The following is a 12867-nucleotide window of genomic DNA, read 5'->3' as shown; positions in this document are numbered from 1 at the left end:
TGCACACGCAGCAATCTGCACAATAAGAAATGGAGTTGTAGTGATGAAAATGCTTGGCAGGACTCTGCTCTCACTGTCCTTGATGGGCGCAATGGTTACCGGCGCTCAAGCCAACGACAAAGTGCTGCGCGTCTACAACTGGTCGGACTACATCGCCCCGGACACCCTGAAGAAGTTCGAGGCCGAGACGGGTATCCACGTCACCTACGACGTCTTCGACAGCAACGAAACCCTGGAAGCGCGCCTGCTCACCGGCAAGTCCGGCTACGACATCGTGGTGCCGTCCAACAGCTTCCTGGCCAAGCAGATCAAGGCCGGGGTCTACCAGGAACTGGACAAGTCCAAACTGTCCAACTGGAAAAACCTCAACCCGGTACTGCTCAAGAACGCCTCCGCCAGCGACCCGGGCAACGCCCATGCCTTCCCCTACATGTGGGGTTCGATCGGCATCGGCTACAACCCGGACAAGGTCAAGGCGGCCCTGGGCACTGATGCCCCGACCAACTCCTGGGACCTGCTGTTCAAGCCGGAGAACGCCGAGAAGCTCAAGGCCTGCGGCATCAGCTTCCTCGACTCGCCCACCGAGATGCTCCCCGCCGCCCTGCACTACCTGGGCTACCCGGTGACCAGCAAGGACAAAGCGCAGATCCTCGAAGCCGAAGCCCTGTTCATGAAGATCCGTCCTTCGGTGACCTACTTCCACTCCTCCAAATACATCTCGGACCTGGCCAACGGCAACATCTGCGTGGCCGTGGGTTATTCCGGCGACGTGCTGCAGGCCCGTTCCCGCGCCGAAGAGGCCGGCAACAAGGAGAAGGTCGCGTTCAGCATTCCCAAGGAAGGCGCCGGCAGCTTCTACGACATGATGGCCATCCCCAAGGACGCCACCAACGTCGACAACGCCTACCTGTTCATGAATTTCCTGATGCGCGCGGACATCATCGCCGAGGTCACCAACAGCCTGGGCTACAGCAACGCCAACGCGGCGGCCACGCCGCTGGTGGACGAAGCGATCCGCAACGACCCGGCGTCCTACCCGCCCCAGGCCGTACTGGCCACCCTCTACGCAGTACCGGACCAGCCGATCGCCATCCAGCGCGTGATGAACCGCGGCTGGACCAGGATCAAGCTGGGCAAATGACTCAAGCTGCCCGCCGCTGGCGGGCACCGCTCGCCTTTTTCCGTTCACGTCGCGCCTTACCACCGCGACACTCCTGCGAACGGCTTCACCCGGCTCCCTCGGTTGGGGTGAATCCTTGGCGCCTTCGGGCGCCTTTTTTGCGTTCCCTGCAGCCGCTGGCGCAGGCGCGAATGGCTGGAGCGACATAGGCGATCCCGGCAACAGAGGGTCCTGCGGCCCCTTTCGCAGCCTCGCTAACGCTCGGCAGCGGCTACAGCTGGCAGACAGCCATTACTTTGGCTAGATTCAGCCGACACGGCTCCCCTCCCACTTCGTTCAATGACCGCCACAGGTCCTTCGACATGCATGCAACCTTACCCGCGCTCTTGCTGGCTTCTGCCTTGTTCCCGCTGTACGCCAGCGCCGCACCACCGGTGCTGGCGCTGGTGGCCCTGCCCTCTACGGCCAAGCCGGCGCCGGGCAGCGAACACTCCATCGGCAACATGCCGCTGGCGACCTCGCAGCAGGGCCTGGGCCTGTGCTTCAGCCACAGCGCGGCGGCGGTATTCAACTACTACCAGTGCCAGGCGGCCAAGGAAGACTGCACCCGCATCGACAAGAACCAGCTGGCGGCGCCCCTGGACATGGCGCGCTTTGGCCGCAAACCCACGGGCGAGGTAGACAGCGTCGCCTCCTACGAGGACATCGACGAGGGCGGTGACCCGCTCTACACCCTGGAAACCGCGGCCCTGATGGTGGGCTCCGTGGTGTCCCAGGCGTGCTTTTCCGAAGAGAAACTGTTCAAGGACAAGTTCGTGCCCAGCGGCGCCATCAGCGCCGAGGACGTCAAGGCCCAGCGCGCAGTACTCAAAGCGCTGGAGGACTTCTATCAACAGAACCGGCTCAAGGCCCCCTGTGCCGAGTGTGTCGCCAGCGCGACGCAGGTGGCCGAACTCCAGGCCATCTACGCCACCACCCGCGATCCCCGGGGCATCGCCCAGGCCCTGGGCAAGCCGCACTTCGGCGGTTTTTTCTCGGCCATCATCATCCCCCCCGAATGCCGGCGCCTGAGCCGCCGGGCACTCTTCGAACTCCAGGACAAGCTGCAGATCCGCGCCCTGCCGGAAACGGCCGCGCAGAACAACTTCGCCGGCCTGTACCCGGCGCTGAAACAGGCAATCAATGCCGACAACCCGGTGATCATTGCCAACGTCTGCCTGTATCGCGGCGCCAAGCAGAAAAAATGCCCCGAGCAGTACCGGCACAGCCTGGTGGCCTACGCACATGCCCGTCTGTGTACGCCCCAGGGCCAGTGCCAGGAAGGGCTCAAGGTGCTCAACAGCTGGGGCGAGCAATGGCAGAACCACGAGGGCCAGCAATGGTTCGATGCCCGGCGCCTGCTGGACAGCACCGGCTATGGCAAGCAGAGCATTGGCTGGCTGGAACACAGGAGCGCGGACCAGGACTGAGCAGCCCGGCGGGTCCCGAGGGTTCCTGCTCGCACCGGCCCCCTTCGGGCTGATAACAGCCGAATCCCGGCGCGGCCATTGCCCAGCGGCAACTGGCCGCTACACAACAGCAGGTTCCTCGCCTCAGGAAGTGGTATTTTTTGCGGCTTCTGGCGTGGCTGATCGGCATGAAGCCAAGGCCGCCAACTTTCAGGGAGCTGCACCGATGAAGTCTGCCGTACACCCTTGCCCGTTGCCCCATGACTCCAGCATCGCGGCCCTGGCCCCGGGTGCCACCTTCATCGACTGCCGCCGCACCCTGGCCGAGGACCCCGAACGCAGCGCCATACGTCACCTGCTGTGCCTGATGAGCCAGACCCCGGCCTGGATCGACCGCCTGATGGGCCTGCGCAACCGCGTGGTGCAGCTGTTCGGCCTCAAGGACCTGGGGCGCCTGACCCGCATCGACCTGTCGCGCCCCGACGAGGATTACCAGCCCGGCGACCGGGTGGGTATCTTCACCCTGATTTCCCAGAGCCCCGACGAGGTGCTGGTGGTGGACCGCGACAAGCACCTGGACGTGCACCTGTCGCTCAACCGCCTGCCGCTGGACGCCGAGGGCCGGCGCCCGGTGGTGCTGTCCACCGTGGTCCACCCGCACAACCGCCTGGGGCGCCTGTACATGCTGCCGGTGGCGCCGTTCCACCGGATCATCGCGCCCATGACCCTGGCCACTATCAATAACTGCTGAGCCTTCCATCCCAAGGATCTTGCCGTGCACACACCGGATTTCGATGTTGTAGTCGTAGGCCTGGGCGCCATGGGCGCCGCCACCCTCTATCAACTGGCCAAGCGCGGGGTAAGGGTGGCGGGCATCGACCGCTTCGCCCCGCCCCACGACCTGGGTTCCAGCCACGGCGACACCCGCATCACCCGCCAGGCGGTGGGCGAAGGGGCGGCCTATGTGCCCCTGGCGATCCGCTCGCAGCAGATCTGGCGCGAACTGGAGGCGGAGCTGGATGTGCAGTTGTTCGAGCAATGCGGGGTGCTGGTGATGACCGCCAGCACCGACCCGCAGCGCCCGGCAGGGGCCCGGGACTTCACCGACAACAGCATCGAGCTGGCCCGGCGCTATGGCATCGAGCACCAGGAGCTGGACGCCGCCGAGATCCGCCGGCGCTTCCCGCAGTTCGCCCCGCTGGATGACAGCGCCCGGGGCTACTTCGAACCCGGCGGCGGCTTTGTCCGCCCGGAACGCTGCATCGATGCGCAACTGACCCGGGCCCGGCAACTGGGGGCAACCCTGATCACCGGCCAGACAGTGCTGGAGCTGGACGCCCAGGATGACGGGGTGCACATCATCAGCGACGGCTCGCGGCTGTTTGCCCGACAGGTCATCGTCAGCGCCGGCATGTGGTCGGCGCAGTTGCTGGGGGCGCCCTTCGATTCGCTGTTGCAGGTGTGCCGTCAGCAGCTGTACTGGTTCCGCCTGGATGAGCCCGAGCGCTACCCGGCCCGCTCCCCGAGCTTCATTCTCCACAGCGCCGATGACGTGGACGCCTGCTACGGCTTCCCGCCGATTCCCGGCGAAGGCAGCGTGAAGATCGCCACCGAGCAGTACAGCGCCAGCAGCCAGCCGGACAGCCTCGACCGCCAGCCCAGCAGCGCCGACGCCCAGCGCCTGTTCCACAAGCTGATCGCACCCCATATCGCCGGGTTGGCCCCCGAGTTGGTGAAGGCCAGTGTCTGTGCCTACACCGTGACCCCGGATTCGGGGTTCATCATCGACCGCCACCCGCGCCTGGCCAATGTCACCGTGGTCAGCGCCTGTTCCGGCCATGGCTTCAAGCATTCGGCGGCGATTGGCGAAGCCCTGGCCCAGCAGCACGTGGACGGCTGCAGCGAAATCGACCTGGAAAGTTTTTCTCTGCACCGCTTCAACTGACGGCAACGGCCCCTTTATCGGGGCCGTGGTGAAAAAAAATCCTCAGGGTGACGTTTTTCGCCGTTTATCTGCCGTTTTCAGCCTTGCTGGTTGGCCGAGTCTCTACGATTCTTTAGAAACCCCTCAGGGCGGCGCATCGCCGCCCCACGTAGAACAACCGGAGCGCCCCATGAAGAGCGTCGCAGAACTGCTGAAACTCAAGGCCAAGCACAACCAGCAAGTGCACACCATCGCCCCGCACCAGATGGTCCTGGAGGCGCTGATGGTGATGGCCGAGAAAAACGTCGGCGCCTTGCCGGTGCTGGAGAATGGCGTGGTGGTCGGGGTCATCAGCGAGCGCGACTACGCGCGCAAGCTGGTGCTCCACGGGCGCTCCTCGGTGGGCACCCCGGTCAGCGCGATCATGAGCTCGCCGGTAATCACCGTGGACTCGCACCAGAGCGTGGACACCTGCATGAACATCATGACCGACAGCCACCTGCGCCACCTGCCGGTGGTGGAAAACGGCCAGTTGCTGGGCCTGCTGTCCATCGGCGACCTGGTCAAGGAAGCAATCGCCGAACAGGCCGACCTGATCCGCCAGCTGGAGCAGTACATCCGCGGCGAATGACCCCATGCCCTGCGCCGCCCTGGCTCACAGGGCGTCACCCGCCGTGAAGAATTGCCGCCCATCGCTCTTGAGCAGATCCAACAGGGCCTGGGCTGCGGGCGACAGGTAGCCTTCGGCGCGTACCAGCACCACGATGCTGCGGCGCATGCAGGTTTGCGCCAGGGGCACTTCCCGCAGGTGGGCGATGCCCTTGAAGTCGTCCAGGGTTTCCCGGGCCAGAAAACTCAGCAGCCCGGTCTTGGCGATCAGCCGCGGCAACAGGGAGATGGTGTTGGTCTCTATCTGCACCGAGGGCAGCGGCAGTTCATGGCTCTGGAACACGTTGTCGATCCAGCGTCGCGCCGACACCCGGGTGCCCGGCAGCACCCAGCGGTAGGCGCACAAGTCGCGCAGGCGCATGGGCGTGGCGAATATCGGGTGGTCGCGGCTGGCCACCACCACCGCCCGGTCTTCGAACAGGGTGTGGTGGCTCAGGTGCGGGTCGCCTTCGAACATCGGGCAGATGACCATGTCCAGGCGCCCGGAGCGCAGGGACTCGCGCAACAGGTCGTCCTGGCCGATCACCAGGTTCAAGGTGATGTCCGGGGCCCGCTCCAGCAAGGTGGCGGTCATCTGCGGCAGCAGGTGTTCGGCCATGCTGGCGGCGCAGCCCAGGCGGATGTTGCCGAGCACGCCGCTGGCGAAGTCCCGCACCTCGCGGTGGGTCTCGGCGATGTTCTGCTGCAGTTGCCGGCTGCGCCGCTGCAGCAACTCACCCACGGCGGTGAGTTTGATGCCGCGGCCTTCACGCTCGAACAGCTTGGTGCCGAAGGACTCCTCCAGGCGCTGGATGCTCTTGGTCAGCGCCGGCTGGCTGCGGTTGAGCTTCTGCGCCGCCCGGCCCAGGTGGCCGAGCTCGGCGATGGTGTCGAAATAGGTCAGGTCGCGCAGGTCCATGATCGATCAACAATAGTTATGAGTTGATCACAATTAGAAACTGGACTTGATCAATCGCGCTATCAATAATTTGCTCCGGCGCAGGTTTTACCGCTCCCGCAACAGGAGTGGCCAGCGTCTTGGAGAGTCGTCCCTTGTCGCCATCGCTTCGTCTATCCCTGAATACCTGGCCCCAGGCGCTGCAATGGCCGGCCTGGCTGTTGCTGGCCGGCATAAGCGGCCAGTTGCTCAAGTACCTGGAGATTCCCGCCGGGCAGTTTCTCGGGCCGATGCTCACGGCGATCCTGTTTGGCGTGTGCGGTGCCAGCATCCGCGTGCCGCGCCTGGCGTTTCGCCTGGGCCAGGGCTCGGTGGGTATGCTCGCCGCCCACTCCATGACCCTCGCCGTGCTCACGGCCATGCTCCAGTCCTGGCACGTGATGCTGGTGGCCACCCTGCTCACCGTCAGCCTCAGCGCCCTGGTGGGCCTGGTGCTGGTGCGCTTCGGCGCGATTGCCGCCAGCACCGCGGCCTGGGGCACGGCGCCCGGTGCGGCCTCGGCCATGGTGTCGATGGCCGACGAGTTCGGCGCCGACTCACGGGTGGTGGCCACCATGCAGTACGTGCGGGTGGTGTGCGTGGTGATGGTCGGGGCCCTGGTCAGCCACTGGATCGGCGCTCCGGCCAGCGGCAGCGAGGCCCACGCCAGCCAGATGGCCCTGCACGGCATGAGCCTGCCGAATGTTGGCCTGAGCATCGTGGCGATCGTCTGCGGTGTGCTCCTGGGTTCGTGGGTGCCTGCCGGGGCCCTGCTGGTGCCGCTGCTGCTGGGCGGCGCGCTGCAGGTCAGCGGGCTGTTGCAGATCAGCCTGCCGTCCTGGCTGCTGGCCTGCGCCTACGGCGCCATCGGCGGCTATATCGGCCTGCGCTTCGACCGCCCGACCCTGAGCTATGTGTTCGGCCACCTGCCGGCGATGATCGGCGGCGCCCTGCTGCTGATCGCCCTCTGTGCCCTCTCTGCCTGGGGGCTGGCCCTGTGGATGGGCAAGGACTTTCTCTCGGTCTACCTGGCCACCAGCCCCGGCGGCCTGGACGCCATGGCGATCATCGCGGTGGACACCCATTCGGATGTCGGCCTGGTGCTGGCGATGCAGACCCTGCGCCTGTTCGCGGTGATTGTCAGCGGCGCGTTTTTCGCCCGGCTGATCATCAAGTGGTCGCGATAGGTGCCGGAGCAAGCTCCCCTGCCCCCCTACAGCGCTTGCCCTTGATTGATCGGCATCAGCACCCAAGGCACATTTTTTTAACAACCTGAAATAGTAAATCCAAGCGGTGTGAAACCTGCCCCTGCTCGCCGCCAGCCTTCCAGGCTGGGGCTTTGCACGGATTCCACCGCCTCTTGGGGGTGATTCGCAAAGCCTGTCCCCAGGTCTTTCCTTGACGATTAAGAAACGTCTTGCCGTCAGCTCTTGTTAAGATCGCGCACATTTGCGTGAAGATTTGATGACAGGCAGGTTATTTGTGAAGTTGATCCGTCGTTGCCTACAACACCCTCTTGCCCCCCTGTGCGCCCTGTTCGGCCTGCTGTTGCTGCTGCCCATGGGCGCGCGCCTGGCCCTGGGCTGGTCCAACCCGCTGGGCTATCTGTCGGACCTGGCCAGCGCCAGCCTGCTGACCGTACTCCTGTACCGCCGGCCCTGGTGGCTGGCGCTGCCGGTGCTGCTGGTCTGGGCCCTGCTGACCCTGGTCAGCGCCGAGCTGGTAAGCGCCGTGGGGCGCATGCCCAACCTCGCCGACCTGCACTACCTGGTGGACCCGCAGTTTGTCGGCAACTCCACCGGCGGCGGCCTGACCCACCCGGACCTGGGCCTGGCGCTGTTGCTGGGGCTGGTGCTGTGGCTGGTGGTCCAGCGCGCCCACCGCGGGGTGCGCCCCCCGGCACTGCCGCGCCATAGCTGGAGCCTGCCGGTGCTGTTGCTGGTGGCCCACGGCGGCATCCAGTACCTCAAGCCCAGCGAAGCCGACCAGTGGCAACTGTTCAACCTGCCCCACCAGGCCCTGGCCACCGCCACCGGCCAGGCGCAGATGCAGGTGGAGGACTGGCTGCAAGGCGACGTCGCCGATGCCCCACCGCCCATGGCCGGGCTCACCCGCCTGGACCTGGAAGGCCAGCCGCTGCTGCCCAGCGCAGGCCGCGCGCGCAACGTGCTGCTGATCACCCTCGAAGGCATTCCCGGTGCCTATATCCGCACCAACCGCGAAGCCCTGAACAGCCGCTACCAGGAAGACCTGATGCCCAAGCTCAGCGCCTGGGCCGAGCGCGGCATGAACACCCCGGACTACGTGCTGCACAGCCACCAGACCATCCGCGGCCTGTACGCCATGCTCTGCGGCGACTACGACAAGCTCGACAACGGCACCCCCAAGGGCGTCGAGATGCTCACCCAGAGCCAGCGCAACCAGGCCTGCCTGCCGGCGCAGATGCACAAGTTCGGCTTCAACACCCACTACCTGCAAGGCGCCGGCCTGCGCTTCATGGCCAAAGACAAGATCATGCCGCACATCGGTTTTGACGCGACCCATGGCCTGGAGTGGTTCAAGAACGACAACTACCTGGAGTTCCCCTGGGGCAAGGACGACAAGGCCTTCTTCGAAGGCGCACTGACCTACGTCGATCAGTTGAAGAAGAAAAAGCAGCCATGGATGCTCACCCTGCTGACCGTCGGCACCCACCAGCCCTACTCGGCGCCCGAGGACTACCTGGAGCGCTATGAGACGCCGAAGCAGGCCGCCGTGGGCTACCTGGACGACGCCATCGACCAGTTCCTCAAGGGCCTGGAACGCAAGGGCGTGCTCAAGGACACCCTGGTGATCATCACCTCCGATGAATCCCACGGCATCGACGGCGTGCGTCTGGCCTCGTCCTGGGGCTTCAACCTAATGCTGGCCCCGGACCAGGACCTGCTGCCTCATCTCAAGTCCGGGACCTACGGCCACGTCGACCTCAGCGCCTCGGTGCTGGACTACTTCGGCCTGCCGGTGCCCGCCAGCCTCAGCGGCCGCTCGCTGTTTCGCGACTACGCCCAAGGCCGGGAAATCATGTCCTACACCAACGGCAAGCTGCGCTACCACGACGGCCAGGGCACCTTCACCGAGTGCGACTTCCAGCAACGCTGCCGCTACTACGCCAGCCCCGGCTTCATCGCCGACAGCGCCAGTCTGCAGGGTCAATACGGAGGCCTGCGAGCCCGGCAGATCAGTGCCCGAGCCACGCATCTGGATCGCAGCCTGCTGCAATCGCCACTGAACCAGCACTATCAGTTCGGCAGCCCGGCGATCATCCCGCTGCAGGCGCAGATCAAGGATGACTGGGCCGACAACCTGATCGGCGCCCAGTACCTGGAAATGCCCAAGGGCTCCCAGACCCGGGTGCGCTTCACCGTGCGCTCCGCCGACCCGCAGCAGAACGCCTACATCCTGCTCAAGGGCAAGGAACTGGAACAGGACGTGCCCCTGGGCCTGCCGGAAGAAATGCTGGTAACCCCGGACCAGCCGCTGCAGATGGACTTCAGCTTCGACAACCCGGAAACCCGCAAGGCGTTCTCCTTCCACCTCCTGGGCTACGGCCTGGGCGCGGTGGAAGTCAGCGACTTCAGCGTAATCACCGAGTTGCCGGGGCAACCTGAAAACGTCGACCCCGAAGAAGACAGCAGCGCCCATTCCAGCTGAACCTTGCCGGACATCGAGCATCGCCCTTTCGGGCGATGCTCGATGCACACCTCTACAAACCCGCAAAAAATATCTTCCTGTACATGAAACTTTTTTTGTACAGGAAAAGTCGGACCGTTGATGTCATTTGAACATCATTGAGCTATCACGCTGCCTCATCTAGACACAGCCCTGTGAAGCATTCAGTCAACGGTTTAGGAGCGGTCCTTCCTATGTTTTCCAATCTGAGCATTTCGCAAAAGCTCTATGCCGGTTTCGGCGTCGTCCTGCTGATCCTCCTGCTGCTGGTGCTGGCGGCCCTGCGCGGTTTCGATCAGGTCAGCAGCAGTGTCAAAAGCAACATCCACAGTTACGAAGTACTCAGCCAGTCCGACGCCCTCTTGCGCAGCCTGATCAATATCGAGACCGGCATGCGCGGTTATGCCCTGACCGGCCGCGACAGCTTCCTCGAACCTCTGGAGCAAGGCGAAAAAGCCTTTACCGACTACTACGCCCGGATCAAGAGCAGCACCGCTGACAACCCCGAACAGCAGGCGCGCCTGGAGCGACTCAAGGCCCTTCACGACCAGTGGCTGCAAGACGACGTCCAGGGCAACCTGGCCCTGCGCCGGGCGATCAATGCGGGAAGCCGGCCTGCCGAAGCCATGGCGGCGCAGATCAGCGCCGGCCGCGACAAAGCCAAGATGGACGCCATGCGCCAGCTCACCAGTGAGTTGCGCGAAGCGGAAAAAAGCCTGCAGGACGCCCGCAGCCAGGCCATGGACGCTGCCAAGTCTTCAGCCCTGGCGATCCTGATCGGCGGCGGCTTGCTGGCGGCGGTGCTGGCCATGCTCGTTGCCTGGTCGCTGTCCAGCAATCTGGTGGGCCGTATCCGCCAGGCCGTGGAGGTGGCCAAGGCCATCGCCGCCGGCCGTCTCGACAGCAGCATCAGCGTCACCGGCCGTGATGAGGTGAGCAATCTGCTGCAAGCCTTCGCCGCCATGCAGGAGCGCCTGCGGACCATGATCAGTCAGATCAAACTGGGGGCCGACCAGTTGGTCAGCGCCTCCCAGAGCATTTCCAGCGCCTCGTTGCAGCTTTCGGCCTCGGCCCAGGAACAGTCCCACTCGGCCTCCTCCATGGCCGCCACGGTGGAAGAGCTGACCGTGAGCATCAACCATGTGGCAGACAACGCCGGGGATGCCCACGCCCTGTCCAGCGAGTCCGGGCGCCAGTCCGAGGAAGGCGGCAGCGTGATCCAGGACACCCTGGGCAGCATGCGCCTGATCGCCGAGACCGTGCAGGCTTCGGCCACTCAGATCGGCGAACTGGGTCAGCACGCCGAGCAGATCTCCAGCATTGTCAGCGTGATCAAGGGCATTGCCGAACAGACCAACCTGCTGGCCCTCAACGCGGCCATCGAAGCTGCCCGGGCCGGCGAGCAGGGCCGTGGTTTTGCCGTGGTCGCCGATGAAGTGCGCCTGCTGGCCCAGCGCACGGCCAATTCGACCCAGGAGATCACCGAGATGGTCGACAAGATCCAACTGGGCACCCGAGAAGCGGTGAGCAGCATGGACGTCGGGGTCAATCAGGTGAAAAGCGGCGTCGAACTGGCCCAGCAGGCCGGCGAGGCCATCGTCAACATCCGCACCTCGTCCGGCAATGTGGTGCGGGTGGTGGACCAGATCTCCCTGGCCCTGCGGGAACAGACTGCCGCCAGCCAGGATGTGGCGCGCAACGTCGAACGCATCGCCCAGATGTCCCAGCAGAACAGCCAGGCCGTGGAAGAAACCACCGAGACGGCCCGCTCCCTGCAACAACTGGCGCAGAACCTGGAGCAGCAGGTGAACGTGTTCAGGCTCTAGGGCTGGCGTCAGCACTGCCCGGCTGAAGGCGCCGTGCACGCACCAGCATCAGGCTCAGCCCCGCCCCCAGCAGCAAGACCGTGATCAGCATCAGCCAGGCGTTGGCAAAACCCGCCGCGCCTTGCTGCACGGCACCGAACAGCACCGGCCCGAGGGCGAACCCGGCAAAGAAGCCTGCCGAGAGCAGGCCCGAGGCCGCGGCCGGGCCGCCAAAGGCCGGATCGCGCAGCAGCATGCTCATGGCGATGGCATTGGTGGCCACGGCGGTCAGGCCCATGCCCAGGGCGCCGAACCACAAGGGCCAGTGCGCCTGGGGCATGGCCTGGGCAGTCACCGCCAGGGCCAGGCTGGCCAGGAGCAATAACGTCAGCAGCAGCCAGGATTCCTCGGCCATACGTGCTGCCAGTGGCGTCAACAAGGTCCGGGCCAGGATGCCCATGACCCCGAACCCGGCGACCATGGCTCCGGTCTCGCCGACCGCCACCCCTTGGCGAGCCGCGAATACCCCAAGAAAGGTCACGAAGGACGAAAGCACCAGGCCGACACACAACTGCACGCTCAGCAGCAGCGCCAGCCGTGAATTCGGCCGGGGAATCTTCAGGCTCATGGTCTTGCCCGCTGCGCTGCCCGCCGCCACCTGTGGCCCCCACAGGGCCAGCAGCAAGGTCGGCAGGAGCAGGCAGGCCAGGGCCGCGCGCCAACCCAGAGACCCGGCCAGAGGCGGCAACAACAGGCCGGCGATCAGCGCGGACAGCTGCACCCCAGACTGTTTCAGCCCCACCACCGCAGCCTTGCTACGAGCCTCGACACACTCGGACACCAGCAGATTGGTCACCGGGTTGGCCAGGGCCTGGGCCACTCCGCAGATCGCCAGGGCCAGCAGCACCCCGGCAAATCCCGGCAGGCTGACCAGCAGGCCGTACCCCGCCAGGGTCGCCCAGAACAGCAAGGCCAGGGCCCGTCGAGTGCCGAGCCGGTTCACCAGCGGCCCCGCCCACAAAGACAGCAATGCCGCCAGGCCAAAAGCGCTCATCACCAGCCAGCCCAGCCAGTGGGGCGCCACCCCAAGATCAGCGATCAGCAAGGGCCCGAGGGTGCCGATGGCGTAGAAGATCAGCATCGGCAGGCCCATGGCACACACCAGCACCGTGCGCAGCCAGAGCCCCCGGGGACCGGCGGATTTCAAGTTCTGCGGGTTCATTGCTTGCTCCTTTACAGGTGGGGCGCCGCAAGATTGCGAGGCTCGCCCCTGCTTG

At 65.2% G+C, this 12867-nt stretch carries 10 protein-coding genes; 8 read left to right on the top strand and 2 right to left on the bottom strand.

Annotation, left to right across the window (positions count from 1 at the left end):
* The first annotated feature begins 43 nt into the window (after window positions 1-43).
* From KI242_RS12480 to KI242_RS12460, 5 genes are all read left to right on the top strand, one after another.
* The gene (locus KI242_RS12480; protein ID WP_053157692.1) at window positions 44-1141 is read left to right on the top strand and encodes a polyamine ABC transporter substrate-binding protein; all 1098 of its coding nucleotides are present in this window, start codon (window positions 44-46) and stop codon (window positions 1139-1141) included.
* A 341-nt stretch (window positions 1142-1482) separates the two neighbouring features.
* Entirely contained in the window at window positions 1483-2589 is a 1107-nt protein-coding gene (locus KI242_RS12475) for a hypothetical protein (protein ID WP_227454096.1), read from the top strand.
* A 205-nt stretch (window positions 2590-2794) separates the two neighbouring features.
* A complete protein-coding gene (locus KI242_RS12470) occupies window positions 2795-3319 on the top strand; it encodes a DUF2867 domain-containing protein (protein WP_212806210.1) in 525 nt (174 codons plus the stop codon).
* 24 nt (window positions 3320-3343) lie between these two features.
* On the top strand, window positions 3344-4513 hold the full coding sequence (solA, locus tag KI242_RS12465) for an N-methyl-L-tryptophan oxidase (protein ID WP_072442418.1): 1170 nt from the start codon (window positions 3344-3346) through the stop codon (window positions 4511-4513).
* Window positions 4514-4682: 169 nt separating this feature from the next.
* Entirely contained in the window at window positions 4683-5123 is a 441-nt protein-coding gene (locus KI242_RS12460) for a CBS domain-containing protein (protein WP_011060630.1), read from the top strand.
* Window positions 5124-5147: 24 nt separating this feature from the next.
* On the opposite strand, the gene KI242_RS12455 is transcribed toward KI242_RS12460, so the two are convergent.
* Entirely contained in the window at window positions 5148-6059 is a 912-nt protein-coding gene (locus KI242_RS12455; RefSeq protein WP_011060629.1) for a LysR family transcriptional regulator, read from the bottom strand.
* A 134-nt stretch (window positions 6060-6193) separates the two neighbouring features.
* Between KI242_RS12455 and KI242_RS12450 the strand changes: the two genes are divergently transcribed.
* The 3 genes from KI242_RS12450 to KI242_RS12440 all read left to right on the top strand — a co-directional run bounded on the left by KI242_RS12450 (window position 6194) and on the right by KI242_RS12440 (window position 11611).
* The gene (locus KI242_RS12450; protein ID WP_053157686.1) at window positions 6194-7264 is read left to right on the top strand and encodes an AbrB family transcriptional regulator; all 1071 of its coding nucleotides are present in this window, start codon (window positions 6194-6196) and stop codon (window positions 7262-7264) included.
* Window positions 7265-7541: 277 nt separating this feature from the next.
* A complete protein-coding gene (locus KI242_RS12445) occupies window positions 7542-9767 on the top strand; it encodes an LTA synthase family protein (protein ID WP_210693942.1) in 2226 nt (741 codons plus the stop codon).
* Window positions 9768-9979: 212 nt separating this feature from the next.
* Entirely contained in the window at window positions 9980-11611 is a 1632-nt protein-coding gene (locus tag KI242_RS12440; protein ID WP_015635108.1) for a methyl-accepting chemotaxis protein, read from the top strand.
* On the opposite strand, the gene KI242_RS12435 is transcribed toward KI242_RS12440, so the two are convergent.
* Complete coding sequence (locus KI242_RS12435) at window positions 11601-12812, bottom strand: MFS transporter (protein ID WP_212806209.1); 1212 nt, start codon at window positions 12810-12812, stop codon at window positions 11601-11603. The genes KI242_RS12440 and KI242_RS12435 overlap by 11 nt on opposite strands.
* Between the last annotated feature and the right edge of the window lie 55 nt (window positions 12813-12867).

Source organism: Pseudomonas sp. Eqa60 (assembly GCF_018326405.1).
Classification (GTDB): Bacteria; Pseudomonadota; Gammaproteobacteria; order Pseudomonadales; family Pseudomonadaceae; genus Aquipseudomonas; species Aquipseudomonas protegens.
The sequence above is the reverse complement of the archived record's forward strand: the minus strand, read 5'-3'. Positions and strand labels throughout refer to the sequence as shown.